We start from the raw sequence: 22262 nt of genomic DNA on the forward strand, positions 1-22262 counted from the left end.
CTCAATCAAGGAGAGTGCAATGAAATACAAACGCAGAGTTTTAGTCGCTGTCACCGGTATGTCGCCACAAATTTTAACCGAAACCGTCTACGCCCTGTATACGCAGCAAAATTGGCTGCCTGATGAAATTTTTGTACTGACCACACAAATTGGTTATAACAATATCATGCGTACTTTGATTGGTGAAAATGGCTTTTTTGCGCGTCTTTGCCAAGACTACAAGCTGCCTGAAATTCAGTTCGGCGAACGGAATATCCATGTTATCCACGATGCCGACGGCGAAAAACTGAGTGATATCCGCACACCTGAAGAAAACAATTTAGCAGCAGATATGATTGTGAATTTTATCCGCCAACAATGCGCCGATGATAAGACCGAGCTACACGTTTCCATCGCAGGCGGACGAAAATCTATGGGATTTTATATTGGTTATGCACTATCTTTGTTTGGTCGTCCGCAGGATAAACTGTCGCACGTTCTAGTCACCGAAGGATTTGAAAACAACCCGCTTTTTTTCTATCCGACCCATTACGACAACTATATTTCCAAAAAGCCGTACGACCCCACTTGCATAGAAACCATTAACACGCGTGAAGCCAAAGTAATGCAGGCAGAAATTCCGTTTGTACGCATGAGTTACGGTTTGCCAAATTTGGCGCAAAATAATGTGAGCTACTCCGAAGCAGTACAGCTCTTACAAAACAATTTAAAAGCTGACCGCATCATTTTAAATATCAAAGATTGCACCATTCAACTTGGGCAGGACAAACCCATTAAAATAGCCGACAAACGTTACTTTTTTGCCTATACCGCATTAGCGCGGTTTCATTTGCAAAATAAAAGCATCAAGCTGATAAACCAAGCAACCTGCTATGACAACATTAAAAACAACAAATGGCAGCTTGGCGTATATCCCGAACTGGATGATTTTCAAACATGCTATTGGGACATCATGCAAATCAACGAACCGTCTCTCAAAAATGCTCCGAATCGTCAAGATCTATTAGAGCAGGCACGCAATAGCGCCTTGCAAAGTTTGCGCGAACTACCTTCCAAACTCCGCACCATCTTAACGGAGAACTTTTCAGAATACGTTGCAGAACAATACGGCGTATTTAGCACAGGTACACGAAAAACAACGCCAACATACTATTTAAAAATGCCGGCAGAAAAAATTGAAATTGTAGGGTCATAAAAAAAATAATTTTTTAAACCGTCTACCCTATTCCTACTTTTATATGGAGTCTTACATGTCCCAAACCATCATTGCCCTAAGCACCGCAGAGCAACTTGCTGCCGCTACTCCCAAAAAAGAACAACAGGCAGTAACAACCTTTCCTCAACAAATGCAAACTAAACAGTCCAGTAATCCGCCTGGTAACATGACAGACTACACACTATTGTTTGAAATATTCAAATTCGCCGCCTGGGGCTTAGACAACAAAGACTATCAAGAAAAAGTAAACGAACTGCTTTACCTTGCGGCACAACGTGGTACTGAATTGTCAAACTCCGCTCAAAAAAACAAGAAACAGGGCGAACACGCCTATCAGCTGACGCAAGAATTAGAAACCCTATTCAAAAAAGACAACCAGACAGCTCTAAACGCTTGGTTTAATGAGCAGCAAGCCCGTCCCGAACTAAGCCAACGCATCAAAAAACACTTAGCCATCAAACTGGACAAGCTCAACAAGAAAAAAGACAAGAGAAAATCCTTCACGCCCACACAAGGCTGCCTGGTACGCCCTCCCCAATTTACCCAACATCATCCCAACAGCCTGCGCCACCTGCCCCAACATTCCAACTGGGAAATCGTCATTGACGAAACAGGCATGGAATTTGAGCGAGCGGAGGATTTATCCATCGACGACTACAGCTTAGGCCGCTATGTCGCGCTTGCCATTCCGCAAGGCAGAGCCAAATTGGACAAACTGCCCGAAACATTCCACGCCGCTGAAGAAAAGCCCGAGCTGCTGGACAAAGTCATCAACAACATCCTCTCACAGCCGGTAGGCGTATTGGGCATTACGGCCAAAGACCCGCTTTCATTCAACCGCCCGCGCTGGTTTAGCGGTGTGTACCGTTTACTGCAACTTGCCTTGCGCCTGCTGCCGCTACCCAACGAAGGCAGCAAGCAGGTACACGTATTTATCGAACAACGCGGCGGCTTTAATGCCGACACCGACTTGCAGGTTTTAAAACAACTGCTGTTAAGCGAATTGCAAAGCATAAACGAAGCCCGTTTCAGCCAGCTGCACCTGTCACTGGAAATCTCCCCCAAAGGCAAACACCCCTATCTCGCCCATGTTGATGCACTGGCGCACTGCTGGGGCGGTTCGTCTGCCAAACAACGTTTGATAAAAGCCAAATTCAAAGGACATTGTTTCCTTACCCCGGAAAGCGGTGATTTAGAGCGCATTTATGCCGCACTCGACGGCAAAACCGCCCTGTCGTCGCACGACTGGTTTCAAGCAGTCTGCGCCCTGTCCGGCGAACCCGAACACAGCCTCTTACGCGAAGCCATGCAGCAATTGGGCGAACGCTGTCGAACACAGCCCGAAATCTGGCAAAACTACCTACAGACAGTCCGCCATCGCCTAAACGAAAAAGACTACCATCCCCAAGCCTTAGATGAAATCTTAGGCTGGCTGCAAACCTACGCCCCGGCAGAAAACAAACTGCCGCCACTATTACAACTGCGTTTTCAAGCAGCCCGGCTTGCCGCCGACAACCATCAGGGCAGAATGCGTCTGGAAGCCATACAAAACCTGCTTGATTTGGGCAACCAACTGAAATACGAAGCCGCACCCGAAGTCGCGCAGGTATACAACCGCCTGGCGGTAGCCACCACCAACATATACGAATTCGACTACGCCGAACAAATTCTGCAACACGCGCTCAAACTGCCTGAAATCGCCGTCGGTCGGCAGCAATACGGCAGGCTTCTATCAGGCATGGGACAGATACACGCCTTCTCGGGAGAACACCAAACTGCCGCATCCTTTTTTACCCAAGCACTTGAAACATTTGAAAAACTATCCGACCCTGCTGCAGCACAAAAAGACATCCGTCAAACCCGCCTATACCGGCTGCACAACGCCCTGGACGCAGGCGAAACATGGGAAAACATACAGCCGCTCGCCACATCTGTTTTCGGCAGCGATTTAGACAAAGCCGCCAACAAATTTTCAATCAGCCCGGACGACCGCTTTACCCATCATGCCTTATTGCGCCTGCTTGCCGCCTATCCGCAGCAAACCGCATCCGCGCAAAAAACCTATTTGTACAATCAAGCCCACTGGCAAAGCGAAGCAGGACACCCATGGCAGCTTATCCACCTGTGGCGCGGCTGGTTGGCGCATTTTGCAGGCAACGACATCATTGCCACCGAAGCCTTTAACCATGCCCTAGACGAAGAAGCAGACGGCCTGACCCTGCAATGGATTGCGCTGACGACTGCCGTATTGGCAGAACGGCTCGAACTGGGCAAATCCAGCCCCTACTCCATTGCCGCCGAAGCTGCTCGTCTGAAAACCGCGTTCCCCCAAGCGCCGCACGCAGCCTTACAGACCTTGCAGAAAAGCGAAGCACAACCCGAAAAACTGCTTGCCGCGCTGAAAGCCTGCCTGCCTTTTAACTTTAAATAAAAAAGCACGTATCGACACAACACGCCCTTTTTCAAACAAACCGAATCCCCCAAACAAAGCGAGACCGCCATGTCCCAAATTCCACACTACTTCATTATCCTTTCCGAACACAACATCGCCGAATACCGCGCCTGCCTCGATTTACAGCCCCAAAACGTCCACCTCATCGTAACCGAATGGGTGGCAAGTAAAAACGCGCACACCCGCTTCAAAACCACGCTCGAGCAAAGCGAGCAATTTCAAGGCAAGATCCACGAAATCGGCTTTCAAAGCGGCAGCGAACTTATCGGCGAACGCGCCGAAGAAATCCAAAGTTGGCTGGACGCCGTCTTCAAAGCCTACTGCGCCGAACACCACATTTCAAACAACGCCATACTCAACATCACAGGCGGCACAAAAATCCTGTCCCAACTGCTCGCCGCCCAAACCGGCATATGGCAGGAGCTGCACTACCAAGCCTTCCAACGCGACAGCAACCAAATCTACATAGACCGCCTCAATCCCGACAACCTGGTATTTCTGGGCGAAATCGTCCTATCCAATCAATTCTCCTTGCGCGATGGCTTGAAACTCTATGCCGACGAAATCGGCAAACATAGCCCCAACCCCATTGCCAAACATCCCGACAGCCTGCCCCTTGCCCACATGCGTTTTGCCGCCCAAAGCATGCAGCAGCCTGAAAACGGCAACCTGTTCCCTGCCATTATTCCTGTATTGAAAGAAGCATGGACACAAAAATATCCCAAAGACCAAAAAGAAATCCTGCTCGAATGGCAAAAGTTCGGGCTTGCACAACCCGACGAACTCAAACCCTTCCTTCAAAGGCTGATCAACCTGATTGACCCGCAAGACCGCATCCGCCTAGACGAAAAAGGACTGATCCTACCCCTCCAATACAACAAAAAAAGCCAAATAGGCCGTCAAATTCACTACTGGAACAAATGGATAAGCGGCGACTGGTTTGAACAACTCATTTACACATGGTTTAAAGAAAACGGCGTAAAAGACGAAGAACTGGAGACAGGCTTGCAACTGATACAAGGAGAAAGTCAGGGCAACGAAACCGACATTTTGCTGTTCCGTAAAAACCAACTGATTTTTTGCGAACTCAAATCCGATTTAAGCTCCGAAAGCAAGCTGGCAGACCCGCTAAGGCAAGTGATCGACCAAAGCCTCAACATGGGCAAAGTACGCCGCGTCCTGATTTTGTCGCCCGTCATTCAAACCAATGCCGGTTGGCAAAAATGGACGGAATTCGAGCGCAACTGCGCCGCCAAAAACATCCAAATCATCATCGCCCGCGACAAAGAAGCGCTGAAAGCCCTGACAAGCTGACATCGAAGTCTCTTGACCATGGAAACGTCGTCTGAAAACGTTAAAAAACATTGTGAAATGCAAAGCAGACGGCTATAATCCGAAACACAAGTTTTCCGACGGATAGCAAAAAGTCTGTCTTTCGGCTGCTCTTTTCAGTTAAGGTTTTATTAAATAATGTCTTTGTTGGTTAAGGGAAAATACTAACTTTTCTTAACCATATAGAAGATTGAAAATAATGAAATTTTTTGACCGAGTGCAGTCGGAAGACTTGCCCCACTAATCGGGGATTAAGACGTATAACCTAAATACGTAACCTTAACATCATGTCGGAAGACTTGCCCCACTAATCGGGGATTAAGACATTATGTCCTATGCTATTTTGACTCATATGCTGGCGTCGGAAGACTTGCCCCACTAATCGGGGATTAAGACTATTTACCTTTCTGCCTTGCGGCATTAATCCTTTGTCGGAAGACTTGCCCCACTAATCGGGGATTAAGACAATGGCTATGATTTCATTATTGCAGAGTTTTGGTGTCGGAAGACTTGCCCCACTAATCGGGGATTAAGACGTAGACACTTGGTTGAACAGAGCAACTGCAACAGTCGGAAGACTTGCCCCACTAATCGGGGATTAAGACTGATAATCATGATTTGAATAGCCAAAGAGAACCAGTCGGAAGACTTGCCCCACTAATCGGGGATTAAGACTACTGCTTCCCTGTCTAAAGGTATTCTTGTTTTAGTCGGAAGACTTGCCCCACTAATCGGGGATTAAGACACATGCACATACTTCAACAAAAACATCGGATTGCGTCGGAAGACTTGCCCCACTAATCGGGGATTAAGACTCCCAGCGGTGAATTAATCAAAGATGTAACCAAAGTCGGAAGACTTGCCCCACTAATCGGGGATTAAGACTGCTGCCTGTTTATGCATAAGCAGGAAAGTTTTGGTCGGAAGACTTGCCCCACTAATCGGGGATTAAGACGGCGGACGAGAACTGTTTGGCGGACTATATGGCGTCGGAAGACTTGCCCCACTCATCGGGGATTAGGACTCGGGTTCTTGGGTGCAGCCATACAACGCCATTCGTCGGAAGACTTGCCCCACTAATAGGGGATTAAGACAGCCATTAATTCCATGTGATTTTCTTGCCCTTTATGTCGGAAGACTTGCCCCTCTAATCGGGGATTAAGACCCAGCGCGCATTGGTGCTTTAATACCGTTTTTAGTCGGAAGACTTGCCCCACTTATCGGGGATTAAGACCGCGACCCAAACGGGCATAGGCTTCGTAAGGTAACGTCAGAAGACTTGCTCCACTAATCGGTCTTTCAAGCTTTTCAGACGACCTCAAACCAAGGTCGTCTGAAAATATTGGAAATCCTACCCCACTCATTGGGGATTAAGACGCAATCAAATTAACAAAAGTATCGGTTTAATTGTTTGCCCCATTCATCGGGGATTAAGACATGTAGGCTTTACAGGCAAACTCTTCCAGTTCAGTCAGAAAACCTGCCCCACTCATCGGGATAAAAATCAAACAGCCTTGATGGTTCGTTCCATCAAGGCTGTTTTTGCGTCGGGTGTATTGTCAAGCTGCTTGGATAATGCGGTATTGCCCGTTGCCGAATACGGTTTCCTTGCCCAAGTGCAGCCATTGCCCGATATACAGCATTTGCGAGAAGGCGGGCGAAAGGCCGGTCAGCTGCCATGTACCGATTGCGCCGCTAAGGGGTGTAATCTGCTTTTGACGGTTGGAAAAACGGCGGTGTTCGTGCCATGAAAGCCGGGGCGGGACGCCTTGTCCGCCGATTTGGGCGGACAGCTCGGCAGCGTTTGCATTGTTGCCCCAGTGCAGATGGGCAAGCGTCAGATAGCGGCGCAGGAGCTGGCGCAGGAAAACCGCCTGCGTCAGTTCGGTTTCCCGCAAAATCCTGCCTTTTTGCTGAATACGCAGAGGCGTCAGCAGCTGAATATGCGCTTGGGAGGGATAGCGTTCGGGCAGCCTGATATGGTTGTCGTGCAGCGCGATGGGGCTGCCGCGTTCGCTAATCGTCAGAAAACTGCCGTCCGCCTGCTGTACCGCAATGCCGCTCAATTCGCCCTTGCCCGCATTTGCCCCCAACCCTTTGGCAAAAGCCTGGGCAAAGACGGCGGCAATCAAAGGCAGGCTGTGCCGCGCCCTGCCGAACAGCACCAAATCAAACGCATACCCCGCGCCCGCCGGAAAATGCGTGGGCGCAACCAGCGGCGTTTCAATCAAATAAGGCGGCGGCGGACTTTGGCGCACGCTGCCGGGCAAGTCGGCACAAGGCGCCGGCTCGAAAATCTGCGCATAGGGGCAATCGGAAAGATGCGGCGTTTGAGGCGTGTCGCAGGTACAGGCAGCAGCCAAAAGCGCATGCCCGAACACACCGCGCAAGGTCGAAGCCGCATAGGACGGCAGCTGCAAATCATGCCTCAGCGTGAAATGCAAACGATAACGGGCTATGGGCAATTCCGAAGGAAGATTAAGCGGATTCATGGCAGACAGACAAATAAAAAATGGCATGATACGGCGTTTCAGACGACCTGAAAATGCGAAATAGAGAGAATGAAAACAATCCTACCCTTCGGGACAAGGATGCAACCGCCAAAATAGCGAAACGAGCTGATACGGAAAAACAAATTTGTGTTCTTAGTATTTCACGCCGCATAAGCCTAAAATTCACTTCGTTGTTTTCGACAACGTTGCTTTTTCTTTATTAGTCCCAATGCGCCAACACTATCTTTTTGCTTACGACATCACTTGCCCCCGCCGCCAAGCACGCGTACGCCGTTTATTGCAAAGCTATGCGGTAGGTATGCAGAAATCCTTATTTGAATGCTGGCTGACCGCAGACGAATTAATGCAACTTAACGGCAAATTGAGTGAATTATTGGATTCAAATGATACGCTGCATTATCTCGCCTTAAGTCAGTCAGACAATGAATGGCTATTTAGCACAACCAAACCGCTTCGCTACGATGTTTTTATGGTGGTTTAGTATTTGAAACCGCCTACAACATTACACAAACAACAACACGGAAAGGAAAAAAAGATGCAAAACCTAGACACGATTTTTGTAACCGTCAAAGACATTGCGCAAAAAAATCCGAAACTTGCCGCAATAGTCTGCCTATTCGGCATCGCCATAAGCGCAGTCGTCACCGTCAACGAAACATCAACAAAATAAGGAGAAAACCATGTGGCTAGCAATTTTGAAATGGGCTATTAAATTTTGCATCGGCAAGATTGTCGACAGGATATTCGCCTCCCTCATGCCTATACCCGTATAGCTTCAATCCGAAAGGCAAATTCATGACCACGCTCTACCTGGACCGCAAAAACCTTACCTTGCGAGCAGACGGCGATGCTTTAGTGTGTTACGAGAACGATGGACGTATAGCAACCGTACCGCTCAAAGTCTTACAGCGAGTCTGCATACGCGGGGATATAACCCTATCGGCAAAGGTTTTAAGCAAATTGGGCGAAGCTGGCGTCGGCGTACTCATATTAAATGGGCGGCAAAACCGCCCTGCCCTCATGCTGCCCAACTGGAAACTGGATGGAAAAAGACGTGTCGCGCAATACGCCCTGTCGCAGGATAAGGCAGCAAGCCTTGCCGCCGCCCGAAACACTGTTGCCGCCAAACTATCCGCACAACAGCAGCACTTGCAGCAAATGGCATGTTCGGACAATCGGAATGCAGCTTGCCTGAACAACCACAGCCAAGCCCTGGCAAACCTTGTCGATGCCATTTCAAGCAGCCCCGACATTGCCGCATTGCGGGGCATAGAAGGTGCTGCCGCCGCACGTTATTTCAGCGCATGGGCAAGTGTACTGCCCGAAAACTGGCACTTTACAGGACGCAACAAACGTCCGCCGCGCGACCCGCTCAACGCAACCCTGTCCCTCGCCTACACCCTGCTGCACTTCGACATCGTCAAACATCTCTACCTAAGCGGATTAGACCCCTTTATCGGCTACTACCACCAGCCCGAACACGGTCGCGAATCCCTTGCCTGCGATTTATTGGAACACCTGCGCAGCCTATGCGATGTCTGGGTGCTTTCCCTGTTTTATCAAGAAACCCTGACACCGGAGGATTTTTCAACCACCGCGCAAGGCTGCCTGATGAGCAAAAACGCACGCATCAAATTTTATCCAGCCTACGAAGCAACCGCCAAGCAATGGCGGAGCCATATCCACCAGCTTTGCGCCGACTATCTAGCCATCCTCTCCCAATACAGTGGACAGCCTGAAATCCAATTAAGCGGACTTACCACCTTAGAATAAAAATGCGCCACCTCATCGCCTACGACATCGCCGACCCTCGCCGCCTGCGAAAAGCACACCGCTATTTAATACAGCACGCCATCCCTCTGCAAAACAGCGTTTTCCTGCACATCGGCAGCAGTGATCAAGCAAGGCAATGCTTTGAAACACTTTGCAAAATGCTCAACGCCAAGCAGGACAATTTACGCTGCTATCCCCTGCCCAACGGTAGCATAATTCATGCACTGGGCAAACCAGCCTTGCCCGAAGGCATCATCTTGGGCGGCGTGGGCAAACTGTAAGCGCGAAGCCGCCTTTCAGACGACCCCGAACTCACACAAACCCTCCGCCAACAAAAACAGCCTTGATGCAATATCAAGGCTGTTTTGCTATGTAGAAACGTCGGAATATTTGTCGGATTCAAGAATCCGACCTACGTTTTCAGACGACCCAGGCTTGAGGTCGTCTGAAAAGATTGAAAGACCGATGCGAGGGGCAAGTCTTCCGATCAACGGTTTATGTCTATTCGTCGGAAACACCGTTGTCTTAATCCCCGATACGTGGGGCAAGTCTTCCGACGTAGGACAAGCATCACCGAGCGGCTCAAAAAGTCTTAATCCCCGATGAGTGGGGCAAGTCTTCCGACCTGAGACCGACACCTACAAGGAAGTTCCTATGCAGTCTTAATCCCCGATTAGTGGGGCAAGTCTTCCGACTTACTGAGATTTGCGGGACGTCAGCACTTAACGTCTTAATCCCCGATTAGTGGGGCAAGTCTTCCGACTTAACCAATTAGGTGTAATGGATAAAGGATCATGTCTTAATCCCCGATTAGTGGGGCAAGTCTTCCGACGTATGCGTGTGCATGACCAATACGGCAATAAAGTCTTAATCCCCGATTAGTGGGGCAAGTCTTCCGACGCCATCGCTGCTGAAAACGGTATCAAGCCGACCGGGTCTTAATCCCCGATTAGTGGGGCAAGTCTTCCGACTGTACCAACCCCTGATGAATGGGCGGAATACGTGCGTCTTAATCCCCGATTAGTGGGGCAAGTCTTCCGACCAAGCACGACTGGTGGTTCTGGTTATTGGCTAACGTCTTAATCCCCGATTAGTGGGGCAAGTCTTCCGACGAAAAACACGGCTATACTACACTTGATTCATTTGTCTTAATCCCCGATTAGTGGGGCAAGTCTTCCGACCATTTTGCGAGCGTAATAATGTGCATAATTGCTTAAGTCTTAATCCCCGATTAGTGGGGCAAGTCTTCCGACTCAAAGACTTGGCTGAAAGCGAAAAAATCGGTTCAGTCTTAATCCCCGATTAGTGGGGCAAGTCTTCCGACTTATAAAGAGGCTGCAAAACGCGGTGAAGTTGGTGTCTTAATCCCCGATTAGTGGGGCAAGTCTTCCGACCTATCAAGTTGCGTCCTAAACGTGAGCAGTCTCAGGTCTTAATCCCCGATTAGTGGGGCAAGTCTTCCGACTTATCAACTCTCTATTGAAGAATCTCCCGTTCATGTCTTAATCCCCGATTAGTGGGGCAAGTCTTCCGACTAAGCATACCGATGTTTACCGCGTGCTGACCACGTCTTAATCCCCGATTAGTGGGGCAAGTCTTCCGACAGATCCACGTCGTCTGGTAGATGGTGAATTAGGTGTCTTAATCCCCGATTAGTGGGGCAAGTCTTCCGACGAATGCCCGAGTGGGGGACGGGGTGTCAAGATTAGTCTTAATCCCCGATTAGTGGGGCAAGTCTTCCGACTGCATTGTGTCGCTGTATCGTTCATAATAATCTCTGTCTTAATCCCCGATTAGTGGGGCAAGTCTTCCGACATATGGCATTGGAAATATCAAACCGCCTGAAAGAGTCTTAATCCCCGATTAGTGGGGCAAGTCTTCCGACATCAAATGCTGATTGTAAGGGAAGATTGTGCGCGTCTTAATCCCCGATTAGTGGGGCAAGTCTTCCGACAAAGCAACCCGTTCATTTTGAAGCCGGAAGAATAGTCTTAATCCCCGATTAGTGGGGCAAGTCTTCCGACGCATAAGTGGTGGAACTCTCTCCCTTTGCGGCAAGTCTTAATCCCCGATTAGTGGGGCAAGTCTTCCGACAAAACTGAGCCGCTTTTTGTCAGCGGCTCAGTAAGTCTTAATCCCCGATTAGTGGGGCAAGTCTTCCGACTGGGACGCACCGACCAAAGAACAATGGGACAGCTGTCTTAATCCCCGATTAGTGGGGCAAGTCTTCCGACTGCACGCAGTCAAAAAATTTCATTATTTTCAATCTTCTATATAGTTAAGAAAAGTTAGCATTTTTCCTTAACCAACAAAGACATTATTTAATAAAACCTTAACTGAAAAGAGCAGCCGAAAGACAGACTTTTCGCTATCCGTCGGAAAACTTGTGATACGGATTATAGCCGTGTGCTTTGCATTCGACAACGCTTTTTAACCGTTTTGCGGCTTTAGGTCGTCTGAAAAGCTTGGGCTTCGATAAAGCCGAAAATCTATTCGCCGCGCAGCTTCGCCAGGATGGGTTTCAGCTCTTTGCCGCGCTTGTCGGTCAGCCATTTCGCGTATTTTGCCATCATCTTTTTGACGGCAAACGCGTCAGCAATTTCTTTTTTCTCTGCCGCGTTGAAATCGGGGCTTTCTGCGGCGGTTTGCAGGGCTGCCTTCCATTCTTGATAGAGTTTGTCGTGTGCTTGGTTGCCTATGATCTTGTTTGGTTGCTCCTCCATTCGTTCTTGCCATGTTTGGATAAACTGTTGATGCGCTGGCATGGCGGCAAGCTCGGCGGCTTTTTGTTGCGCGGCCAGGGCTTGGTTTTGTGCATCTTGAATGTTGCGGATGCTTCGTTGTGCTTCTTCGGCTGCTTCTGTGAAATAGCCGTAGCCGGATGCGGTTTTGCTGCCTGCGCCTTGTGTCTGCAAGGCTTGAAACAGTAGGTTTTGGGCGTATGCCGCCCATGCCTGCGCGCCCGGTGCGCTTTCGATGACGAAATAGAAGCTGCCTTGTGTGGCGATTTGCTGATTGGGGATGGGGGATTCCATTTCGTCGGCTTCGGGTTGTTTGCCGTTGTAGTATTCTTGGTGGTGGGTGGTGATGATTTCTGCGGCAAAGGGCGGGGTGTTGGCGGGGATGAACCATGCGTCGTGCCAAACAAGTGCGCCTGACTTCAGGCTGCCTGAGTCGCTGTCGTCGCCGAACAATACGGTCAGGTGGGCTTTATCCAGTCCGAGGCTTTCGGCATGGCTGCGGGCGATGCCTTTGACGGAGGAGCCTGCGATGAGGGGCATGCCGTAGGTGTGGCTGGTGCTGATGCCTGTTTCCAGTACGCCTGCGCTGTTGAGACCTGTATAGAGCCTGCCTGAAATGCCGGCGGCAAGTGTGGCGAAGCGGTCGGTATCGGAAGTGGCCTGCACCCAGCGTGTGAAGGCGAGTGCGTACAGGCTGTCTTTTTTGGGAGTGGGAATTTTGACGATTTTTTGAATCAGCTCTGCTTTGGCTTGTTTGTTGTCTTTGTCCCACTCGGTCAGGCCGCGCTGCATGAGCAAACCGGCATGCGCATCTTTTAGGTCGTCTGAAATGAGTTTTTTCAGGCTTTCCCGCATGAGTGATATGGTCATGATTGTCCCCCTTGTTCGTCTTTGGGTTTGGGCAGCAGGGCTTGGGTGTAGCGTTTGAGGCTGGAGGCGGCTTCTATGGCTTGGCGCGTGAGGAGTTGGTAATGCGATAAGTCTGCTTCTAAGATTTTCTTGTGCAGGCTGTCTTTATTTTCGCCCAACAATTCGGCAATGTGCGCCAGTAGGAGCAGGTGCTCTTCTTTGCCTTTGGCTTGTAAGAAGCCGATGGCTTGGGCAAGCCCGGATTGCAGGATCATGGTGGGGAAATTCAGCGCAAGCGTGCGGTATTCTTTGACTTTTTCGTTTTTCTCTTTGACTCTTTGAATCAAGCCTAATGCGCGTTGGGCGTATTTTTGCGAGCGGATGTGTTGCATGTTATTCCCCTTTTGTCAGGTCGTCTGAAAGTACGAGACGACACAGGCCGCGTCCGACTGTATGTTTGCCGCCGATTTGGATTTGGGTTTCGCCTGCGGGAATCAATGCGGAGAGTTCGTCTGCGCTTTTGGCGTTGCGGCTGTGGCGCGATTTGTCAATGGCTAAAATGCCGTACAACACGCTTTCGGCAGGCAAGTTTTCTTCCGACCAGAGCGCGCCTTCTTTGACGATGCGTGTTTCGCGGTCGATTCTGATGCGCATGCGGATTTCGGTTGCGGTATCGGCTAAGAAGGAGAATGTGCTGTCGGGCAGGATAATGAAGCGTTGGCAGAGCTGTTCGCGCCATGCTTCGCTGTTTGCCGTGTTTTCAGGATAAACGGTGGCGGAAATGTGTTCTGCCCATTGTTTGGCTTCGGTACTGGTTTCGCTGCCGATGTCCAAATCTTCCAGCGCGATTTGGCTGCCTGAAACGCGCAATACGGTGTTGTCCGGTACGGAGGCGCTATCTTTTAAAACGGGTACTTTGGGGCCTTCCGGCTGCAACCCGCGTACATCGCGCGCATAGCGTTGCAGGATAAAGGGGCAAGTGGCAAAGGCGACTGTTCCTGCAAACGAGCGGATCGGAAGCAGCAATAGATGTGCATCGCCAAAGGCGGCGGCGCTGGCGTGAATATTTTCTTTGTCGGCTTGGCTGTCTGCGCCAAACAGGGCTTGAATGTCGTCTTGGTTTAAGTGCCATTTTTCTTTGGCTTCATCACGCAATACGCCTTTAAGCGCGCTGCCGGGGACGAGCGGCAGATTGGTGGCGCGGCTGCGGGCGATAGGCAAGTCGACAGCACCGATGCCTTGACCTGTGCCGACGTGGAGGGCGGATAAGGCATGTAGGTGAAAAATGCGGGTGTTCATTTTGGTTTCCTCGTTTTGTAAATATGAAATAGGTTGTCAGGTCGTCTGAAAATCAAATGCTCTGCCACGGGGCGATCAAGCCGATGCCGAAGCCGTCGCGACGGTCTTGTTCGTTGTCGCTGAATGCCTGCCATTGGGCTTGGGCGAGTTCCGCCGGGTTGCCGCTTTGTATTTCAAACCAATACACTGCGCCTGCCGAAACGGCTTTTCGCATGGCTTTCGGTGCATGCTGCTGCAAATCCCAACCTGAAACGGGCAGCCAACGGTCGATAGCGGTGGCGCGGAGTTTGACTTGCAGGTTGGTATGCGGGAGTGTGCCTGTTAAGGTTTGGCTGTCCAACCAGCCGGGCAGCCAGCCTTTTTCAAACAAGGCAGGCGTCAGCAAGGTGAGCGTCAATCCGTTTGTATATGCGTATTCGGGCTGTTTGAATACGTCGTCTGAAATTTTATTCAGTCGCGACAGTCTTCCTTCTCCGCCAAAACGCACTACGCTGTTATCTTGCAAATCGGCTGCCGTACGAATGACGAAACCATAGCGGTGGCTTTCCCAGCCCTGATGATGCTTCCGCGCAGATTCGGCAAAGTCATAGGCGGCTGTCTGGAACAAACGCCCGTCTTCGGCTGCAAGTGTTTCTCGGTTTATGCCGACATGGGTACGCGTTTCGATCGGCAGCGATTGTGCGCCGCGTTTGTTTACGTCTTCATGCGTTAATTTTCCGCCGTTTTGCCAAGCCAGCAGATCCGCCAAATCCCAATACGTTGCGCCGCTTTGAGGTTTGCCTTTGATGGGCGACTGGATTTGTACAGGCAATAAATCGACATGTGGGAAATCCGCCGCTGTATCGCTGCCAAAGGCTTGAGGCGCGAGACGGACGAGTTCGGTTTGATCTGTCTCTTTGTTTTTCAAATACAAGGCGTTGGCTGGTTTAGGCAATAGGATTTTCAGGTCGTCTGAAATGTCTTGTTTCGCTAAAAATGCGCCCTGTACGACAATTTGGCGCAATTCATCAACTTGTACGTCTGACAACTTGGCTCGATTGCCTTGGGTTTTGCCGTCCCAATCGCAACCGTTTTGCCGCATGATTTGCGTGCGTACCAAGCCTGCGGCGGCGGAGGGTAAAGGAAATTGAATATCATCGGTATCCGACTGCGCTCCAAACGGTTTGCCACTACGAAATACCAACGGCGCAAGTGCGTCTAAAAAATAGCTGTTCATGATTGCGCCTCCTGTCCTAAATCGTTTTGTGTTTTGGCGGCAAGCCAGCGGGCGATGATGAGTTCGGTTGCCAGTACATTTAATGCATCTGCGTCTGGACGCGCATTCAGTCGTCTTTTTAAGGCTTCCTGAACTTCATCGTCCAATTTTCCTCCCTCCATATCGCGTGCCTTGTCCAACATACGGGCAAACTCGGCTTGGCGGATATTTTGATGTAATTCGGATGATAAATCGTTAGACGGGGAAAAATCGATCCGCATAAAAATATCTCGGCTGTCGTAAGCAATTCGGCTGCTGATTTTTTTCTCCCGATACCATTTTTTCCATTTTTCAAATGCTGCCAAACCTGCTTCATCACTCCATTGCACACGCCAATCGCTGTCTGAGCCTGAACGTACAGACAGGGTAATCCCCAATCCATTGCGCTGTTGATCGGCAGAATAATTGTCGCCTTTTGCCACTTTTTCCGCGTGTTTTGCCAAACGGCGTACATTGCCGAGCGGCGTACTGATGTGGCAAATCGCCAAACCGACGGACAATGTGGGCGTTTTTTCTGCTTTCAAAACATCTGACACTTTTTTCAGGCAGGCTGAAAATGCTTGCCGCAACGCGTCCGCGCAATCAACCGCCTTATCCAATGCGACAAAGCCTAATACATCGTCGCCGCCCGCATAAACACATTGCGCCCGGAAATCGCGCATTTTCGCAGGTACACTTTCAGCAAAGGTTGACAAAGCCTCGGTAATCGCTTGATGCTCTCCAATCGTTTTCGCACGATCCAACAACTCGCCCATGCGGTCGCCGTCTGCCAGCAACATCGCCCAGTAGCTGCATGGTTCGCCATATTTGTGCCAAATCGGTTTTAGGGCATTTTTCAAATTTGATAATTTTTCTGATGCATCCGCATTGTTTTTATTGTCTGACAAAGCAGCATCCAACCGGTTTCGATACAGCAGCTGCGCATCAAACGGAAAATCTGCGTAAATGTCTTGATTGCCCTTTACACGAGTCGCTAAATTCAGCGCAATTAAAGGTTCGTAAGCATCGCAAAGTTTGCTTAACTCATTTTCAGGCAAACCTTGCAGCCAAGCATCTGCGGCTACACGGGTAACGGGCGTAAACTGTTCGCTATTGCCGCCCAAACGCTTCACAATTCCTGCACAATCCAACTGCTCCGACCGGCTCAAACCCAGCTTGCGCCTTACTACATCAGACAAGTCGGCATCGCCGTTGGCTTTTTCCAGCAATACGGTTTCACGTGCACCATCCAGTGAGGATTTGGGCAGCATAAAACGCTCATCCCAAGCATTACTTGCGCCGGTAGATGTGAAATCGCGCGTTGCTTTACGCGCCGCTAAACCTGATGCAGCACGTTGGCTTGCATCTGAATAACCTTTTTCAGTTATCCGCGCCCATGCAGCCTGGATTTCCAAATAATCATTAAGTTGCATCTGCCAAATTTCATTGCGCAAGGTCACATTCAAATCCTGTGGCGCCTGCAGCTCCCGCAGCGCCTGTCGTGCTATGGTTTCAAACCGTGACTGTGCTGCCGCTTTAGCCTGTTCGACCAAATCGCGCACGTCTGCATCATCAGCCGCATCAACCTGTACTTGAATTTTGTTGCCGACTGAAAAATTATCGTCCATCCGGTCGCAAGGTTCTAAACGGTCTTTGGTCGCCTCGTCCACAAACGGAAACACCATCTGCGCTCCAGCTTCAAACAAACTCTTTGCAGCAGCCTTCGCCATTTCCGACAACAGCCAAGAACCGCTCCATAGATCACGACTCCGCCGAGCCGAAGCAATGAATTCCTGTACAGGACCGATGGATAGGGTTAAAACGTATTGAGTCATTTCGTTTTCTCCAAAATCTGTTTTACTTCTGGACTACTGTTCGGCAACATAATCACCATGCCATGCCATTGACCACTATCATAAACGGGGCGGCTGAATATGGTTGCCAAATGTCGTGAATATTCATCATTACGTCCAAGCAGTCGGCGAAACTCTGTTTTATCTTTACGTCGTGTTTCTTTCCATTCATTGATTGCATCGATCCAAGCATCTTTGACTTTTTTATCGCTACCTAAAAACAAAATTTTGCAACCCAATTCACGCATTTCTTCAGTTGGAACCAGTTTTATACCTTCAGCCTTAAAAGCACCGCAACCACGCCGAGTGCGCCCACCTAGCCCTCCTAAAGTTACCCACCAGCGTAAAGTTTCCAAAACCTGCTGCTTATCTGTTTCGTTTGTCTTTTCACTCAAACGCCATTGCACAATCCATTGCAAGCCTTCTTTGCCCAATTTCATTTCAGGTAGTCCTGTCTTCGTCTTGCGTGCTGTAAACAACGCATAGCCTAAAGGATCGTTTAAACCTTTTGCATAATCAGAAAGTGAAGCTTCTTTCAGTTTGTTTTGTATCTGTACACGTAAAAATACTAAACTTGCCGCAGCCTCTTCGCCAATACCCCCCCATAAACGAAACTCTGCTTCACGCAACCTTTTCCCGCTCAAATTCCATTTTTGCTGAGCCAACAATCGCCACCAAAAACGCAGTTGCCCGCGAATTGCGGTTACGCGCACGGGCAATTTATCATCACTTTCACGCGCCACTACACCACCACCATGCAAAGGTGTAACCAACTCACAGTAAATTTCCTGCCATTCTTCCTTGCTTTCAGGCAATTCTTTGGGCGGTTCAAAACCGGGGATCAGCAAAGCCATTTCTTTATCCTTTATTATTTAATCAATAAGTTGTCTTTATAACAGAACCAGTAAAACTTTTCATCACGCACAAATTTGTCAGGTCATGTTCCAATATGCTTGGTATGCCGACAAACCCGCCTTATTCCTTTTTTGTTAATCCGCCATACAAGGGATTTTAATTGTGATTTACTATAAAATGATGCTTTCTTAAAGGAAGATACCCCTTCCAAATGTTTCAACACACAAGGCTGCACATAAGGCGCCGCCCTACCAGAAGGGGTTACGCCCCTCCCAAACAAACCCAAATCCTACCGCCCCGAAGGACGGGGTTTCAACCATTAAGGAAATTCTGATGAATCCGCAAAACGAAACGGCCATTTTGTCTTTTTGGCACAAGCTGGAATTTTTCACGCCTTTCGATGCAAAAATCCAAGAGGGAAAAGATAAAACAAACAAAACCCTTACGCTTGACCAATTATCCAAACTTGCCGTCGGCGGACAAAAAAACCTATCTGTTACCCAACTGCTGAAATCCGAATATCCCAATCAATATCTCGTTTGCTCAAAAATTTATCTCAACTTGTTTGATTTTGGCTGTTTGAGCAAAAGTATTCAAAATCTGCTGCAAGAACAGTTGAGTGAAAATGAGCAATATACCCAAGAAGCCATGAGCGCCGATAAAGGCGAAACGTGTTATGCCAGATTACCAATCAACGACACAGGCGAGTTCGACCCCGCAAATATAGAAATCTCAACCGCGCCTTGGGCAGTGGGTTTTAGTATGGCGAAAGGTTTGGACAGTTTGAATTTTGAAGCGTTTGAAACAGATTGCAGCAAGCTGTTGGAGAAGCTGGACGAATTGTGCAAACAGCATTTAGCCGTGCAGAAAATTGAACAGCCCGAAGTAATACGGGCCGTACTGTCTCCCGCCTTGCTGCTGGACATTGCAGGCCGCCTGAAAGAATGGGCATACGGTTACTGTCCCGAACCTATGCCCACAATCCGTATCATTTCCGAATGGCAGGAACAACCGAAAAAATCCTCCGATAAAACGCCAAAAGATCAAAAGCACGCCGAAAGAAACGGACAAAATCATAAAAGCGATGAAGACGTCGATAACTTGCCCGATGAAGAAATCGGCATTTTAAACAGTTTCTACGCGCAGGACATCCACAGTATCATCCGTCAAATCGGTGAAGGTCAAAGCAGCGCGGCATTGTCGGCTTATCTCGGCACGAAACCCGACCGGCCCGCAACCGATTTGTACGGCACGGAAGGTAACAAAATCATTTGGCGGCATTTACGCCCCAAATATTGGAACAGGGGGCGCTGGTTAAGTGAGCCGCAGCACGGTTTAAGCCTGATGCAGCAGTTTGCGGTAAATACATTCTTTCTGGAAGGCGAACAGCCGGTTTTTTCGGTAAACGGCCCGCCGGGAACAGGGAAAACCACTTTGTTGCGCGATATTTTTGCCGAAAACATCGTGCGCCGGGCCACACGGCTGGCCGAATTGGCAACGGCGAAAGATGCTTTTTCGGGTACTGAAAAAGTAAACGGCTCAACCGTTTCCCGCCTCAAGCCGGAATTGGCGGGATTTGAAATGATTGTGGCATCATCCAACAATGCCGCGGTGGAGAATATTTCCCGCGATTTGCCGAAGAAGTCATCACTGGGTGCAACCTATTGTACAGGCAACCATCCGAGCTATGTTTATTTGGACAAAATTGCGCGCAACCTGTTTGCCAAAAATAAGCAGAAATACGATGCCCTGCCGCCTGATGACGATACTTGGGGATTGTTTTCTTGTGCCTTGGGCAAAAAAGGCAATCGGGAGAAGGTACGGCAGGGATTGTTTTTCGTCCCCCAAAATCATGACGAATGCAAAGGATACGATGAAGCGCTGCACCAAAGCATTTGGAAATGGCGCAGCGGTTATCAAGGTATTTCGTTTGCCCAAGCACAAGAAAACTTCAAACGGCAACTCGATATTGTCGAGCAGAAATTGAATGATTTGGACGACTATTTCATTCTGCACGAAGAAACCGTCTTAAATCCCGAAACAAACCAAGCCGCATTGCAACAACAGTACGGCACATGTGCCAAGTCCGTCCAAACCGAAAAGGAAAAACTGAATGACGCCCGGCAGACACGGATAGAAACCCAAACGGCCGAACTGCAAGGCATTCCGGTTCATTCGGACTTTATCCTAGCCGTATCCGATGCGAAAAGCAGGCTGCAAGCCGCAACCCAAAAGGTAAGCATGCCTTTAACGGATGAAGACGGCGAACAGCGCGCCTATTGGCAGAATCAAATCGAATCGCTGAAACACAGTTATCCAGGCTTCTTCATGCGCCTGTTTAAGCGCAAACAGTGCAGGGAGCATCGGGAACGCCTGGCGTATTGTTACGAACAATTGTCGCAACTGCATTTGGCCGCCGACAAACGCAAAAAATCAGCCAAGCAGGAATATGAACATTGCACACAGGCGGTGCAGGCTGCCCAAGCGGCGCTGTTGCAAGAACAAAAACGGGTGTACCAAAAAGAAATAACCGCTGCCGAAAATGCCGAAAAAGTGGCAGAAGGACGTTTGAAAGCGGCACAGCGGCAATTGGAACAAGTCGGCATACGGCTGGCACAGCGGCAAGAGAAATGGAATGCCTATCGGCAATACCAAAACCGGTTTGCACATATCAGGCTGCCTGAAAAATACGATGAACTGCAAAACGATGACTTTCAAATCGCGGGTTTGTGGCAGGACAACGAATTAAACGACGCCCGCAGCCGTTTATTCGGCTGCGCCTTGCAGTTGCACGAAGCATGGCTGGCGGAAGTCGCCATTAACGGCGGCGGGTTTGGCAGAAACCTGGTCTTAATCAGCAAATTCCTGCAAGGCAGTGCCGGATTGAACAAAGAACAAACGCTGTTGATTTGGCAGAGCCTGTTTATGGTGATTCCCGTGGTATCCAGCACTTTTGCATCGTTTGCACGGCAGTTCCGCGATGTGGGCGCAGGCTGCTTGGGCTATTTGTTTATAGATGAAGCCGGTCAGGCGGTTCCGCAGGCGGCAGCGGGCGCAATCTGGCGTGCCAAACACGTCATGGCGGTAGGCGACCCCATCCAAATCGAACCGGTCTTTACCACACCGCCGCCATTGGTTCGTACCCTGGAAAGGATTGCCGCCCTGCCCGACTGTGCCAATGTCTCGCCGACCGAGGTTTCGGTACAGATATTGGCAGACAGGTGCAATGCCTTTGGCGCATCCGTTTTGCGCAAAGGAGAATCGGATGCCACATGGATAGGAAGCCCCCTGCGCGTCCACCGCCGCTGTGCCGACCCCATGTTCGGCATCGCCAACCAAATTGCTTACGACAACAAAATGGTTTTCGGCAATACCGATCCTGCCAAACGCCTGCCGCCCAAACAGGATTTTTATTTGGGAAGCAGCAGCTGGGTTCAGATAGCCGGTGAAGCGGCATCGCGGCAATTTGTTCAGGAACAGGCTGATTTGGTGATACGGATGCTGACCGAAATTGTGCGGCATTCAGGCGGCCTTCCCGATTTATACATCATTACGCCTTTCAAGCAGATTAAAACCGAATTGTGCAGGCAGATTGCCGGCAATGCCGCATTAAAAACCATAAAAGGCCTGCAACAATGGTGCAGGATGCGCATCGGCACGGTACATACTTTTCAAGGTAAAGAAGAAAAAATGGTTTGGCTGGTTTTAGGCTGCGATGCAAAAACGGACGGTGCGGCACAATGGGCGGCAGGAAAACCGAATCTGCTGAATGTGGCGCTTACCCGTGCCAAGCATTATGTGTTTGTGATTGGCGATAAAGACCTTTGGGCGGGCAAAAAATATTTTGATGTTGCTGCAAAAAATCTGCCGCAAATCGATGCGCGGGAATTTTATTCACGGGCGGAACAGCTCTCAGACGGCTAGGCCCCGCACAACGAAATCTCAGCAAAATTTCCTTAATGATTGAATGCGGGATAGGCAGGGCCGCCTGTTTATCTATCTTAAGCAATTAATATTAAATGTTTCAACCCACAGGGCTGCACATAAGGCGCGGCCCTGTGAAATAAAAAGGGGCTGTACTAGATTAGCAGATATGTTACCCTCAAAATAGGTATGGTAGTGAGCATCAGGATTGCCATATTCTA

15 protein-coding genes and 2 CRISPR repeat arrays are annotated in these 22262 nt (G+C 49.5%); of the genes, 8 read left to right on the forward strand and 7 right to left on the reverse strand.

Annotation, left to right across the window (positions count from 1 at the left end):
- Positions 1-19: 19 nt before the first annotated feature.
- The 3 genes from csm6 (at position 20) to J7445_RS03665 (ending at position 4982) form a co-directional block, all read left to right on the forward strand.
- Positions 20-1195 carry a CRISPR-associated ring nuclease Csm6 gene (gene csm6, locus J7445_RS03655; RefSeq protein WP_209283152.1) on the forward strand — a complete coding sequence of 392 codons (1176 nt, stop codon included), beginning with the start codon at positions 20-22 and terminating at the stop codon, positions 1193-1195.
- Positions 1196-1250: 55 nt separating this feature from the next.
- A complete protein-coding gene (locus J7445_RS03660; RefSeq protein ID WP_244969502.1) occupies positions 1251-3647 on the forward strand; it encodes a tetratricopeptide repeat protein in 2397 nt (798 codons plus the stop codon).
- 69 nt (positions 3648-3716) lie between these two features.
- Positions 3717-4982: a PDDEXK family nuclease gene (locus tag J7445_RS03665; protein ID WP_209283154.1), complete on the forward strand. Its 1266-nt coding sequence runs from the start codon at positions 3717-3719 to the stop codon at positions 4980-4982.
- Positions 4983-5222: 240 nt separating this feature from the next.
- A CRISPR array of direct repeats spans positions 5223-6234; the repeat unit is 36 nt; unit sequence GTCGGAAGACTTGCCCCACTAATCGGGGATTAAGAC.
- Positions 6235-6559: 325 nt separating this feature from the next.
- Here J7445_RS03665 and cas6 read toward each other — a convergent pair.
- Positions 6560-7519, reverse strand: a complete 960-nt coding sequence (cas6, locus tag J7445_RS03670; RefSeq protein ID WP_244969503.1) for a CRISPR system precrRNA processing endoribonuclease RAMP protein Cas6 — start codon at positions 7517-7519, stop codon at positions 6560-6562.
- Positions 7520-7721: 202 nt separating this feature from the next.
- Here cas6 and cas2 (J7445_RS03675) point away from each other — a divergent pair, with 202 nt between their 5' ends.
- The 4 genes from cas2 (J7445_RS03675) to cas2 (J7445_RS03685) all read left to right on the forward strand — a co-directional run bounded on the left by cas2 (J7445_RS03675) (position 7722) and on the right by cas2 (J7445_RS03685) (position 9567).
- Positions 7722-7994, forward strand: coding sequence for a CRISPR-associated endonuclease Cas2 (gene cas2 / locus J7445_RS03675; RefSeq protein ID WP_070440466.1), 273 nt, complete (start codon positions 7722-7724; stop codon positions 7992-7994).
- Positions 7995-8048: 54 nt separating this feature from the next.
- On the forward strand, positions 8049-8183 hold the full coding sequence (locus tag J7445_RS12340) for a hypothetical protein (protein ID WP_267894567.1): 135 nt from the start codon (positions 8049-8051) through the stop codon (positions 8181-8183).
- A 125-nt stretch (positions 8184-8308) separates the two neighbouring features.
- Positions 8309-9286, forward strand: coding sequence for a CRISPR-associated endonuclease Cas1 (cas1, locus tag J7445_RS03680; RefSeq protein WP_209283155.1), 978 nt, complete (start codon positions 8309-8311; stop codon positions 9284-9286).
- Between the two features lie 2 nt (positions 9287-9288).
- Positions 9289-9567: a CRISPR-associated endonuclease Cas2 gene (gene cas2, locus J7445_RS03685; RefSeq protein WP_209283156.1), complete on the forward strand. Its 279-nt coding sequence runs from the start codon at positions 9289-9291 to the stop codon at positions 9565-9567.
- Between the two features lie 241 nt (positions 9568-9808).
- Positions 9809-11520: a CRISPR direct-repeat array (repeat unit 36 nt; unit sequence GTCTTAATCCCCGATTAGTGGGGCAAGTCTTCCGAC).
- 255 nt (positions 11521-11775) lie between these two features.
- Here the strand turns inward: cas2 (J7445_RS03685) and cmr6 are convergent.
- Genes cmr6 through cmr1 form a run of 6 tightly spaced genes read right to left on the reverse strand, consistent with a single transcriptional unit; the run spans position 11776 to position 18116 of the window.
- The gene (gene cmr6, locus J7445_RS03690) at positions 11776-12897 is read right to left on the reverse strand and encodes a type III-B CRISPR module RAMP protein Cmr6 (protein WP_209283157.1); all 1122 of its coding nucleotides are present in this window, start codon (positions 12895-12897) and stop codon (positions 11776-11778) included.
- Entirely contained in the window at positions 12894-13268 is a 375-nt protein-coding gene (gene cmr5 / locus J7445_RS03695) for a type III-B CRISPR module-associated protein Cmr5 (protein WP_209283158.1), read from the reverse strand. Before cmr5 ends, cmr6 begins: the two co-directional genes overlap by 4 nt.
- A gap of 1 nt (position 13269) precedes the next feature.
- Positions 13270-14175 carry a type III-B CRISPR module RAMP protein Cmr4 gene (gene cmr4 / locus J7445_RS03700; protein ID WP_209283159.1) on the reverse strand — a complete coding sequence of 302 codons (906 nt, stop codon included), beginning with the start codon at positions 14173-14175 and terminating at the stop codon, positions 13270-13272.
- A gap of 52 nt (positions 14176-14227) precedes the next feature.
- Positions 14228-15391 carry a type III-B CRISPR module-associated Cmr3 family protein gene (locus tag J7445_RS03705; protein ID WP_193618025.1) on the reverse strand — a complete coding sequence of 388 codons (1164 nt, stop codon included), beginning with the start codon at positions 15389-15391 and terminating at the stop codon, positions 14228-14230.
- Positions 15388-17244 (reverse strand): type III-B CRISPR-associated protein Cas10/Cmr2, encoded by a 1857-nt coding sequence (cas10, locus tag J7445_RS03710; RefSeq protein WP_209283160.1) that lies wholly within the window; start codon positions 17242-17244, stop codon positions 15388-15390. The genes J7445_RS03705 and cas10 overlap by 4 nt, the downstream gene beginning before the upstream one ends.
- Positions 17241-18116 carry a type III-B CRISPR module RAMP protein Cmr1 gene (gene cmr1, locus J7445_RS03715; RefSeq protein ID WP_244969504.1) on the reverse strand — a complete coding sequence of 292 codons (876 nt, stop codon included), beginning with the start codon at positions 18114-18116 and terminating at the stop codon, positions 17241-17243. The genes cas10 and cmr1 overlap by 4 nt, the downstream gene beginning before the upstream one ends.
- A gap of 334 nt (positions 18117-18450) precedes the next feature.
- Here cmr1 and J7445_RS03720 point away from each other — a divergent pair, with 334 nt between their 5' ends.
- Positions 18451-22041 (forward strand): DEAD/DEAH box helicase, encoded by a 3591-nt coding sequence (locus J7445_RS03720; protein ID WP_209283161.1) that lies wholly within the window; start codon positions 18451-18453, stop codon positions 22039-22041.
- Positions 22042-22262: the final 221 nt, after the last annotated feature.

This window comes from Neisseria sicca (assembly GCF_017753665.1).
Classification (GTDB): domain Bacteria; phylum Pseudomonadota; class Gammaproteobacteria; order Burkholderiales; family Neisseriaceae; genus Neisseria; species Neisseria flava.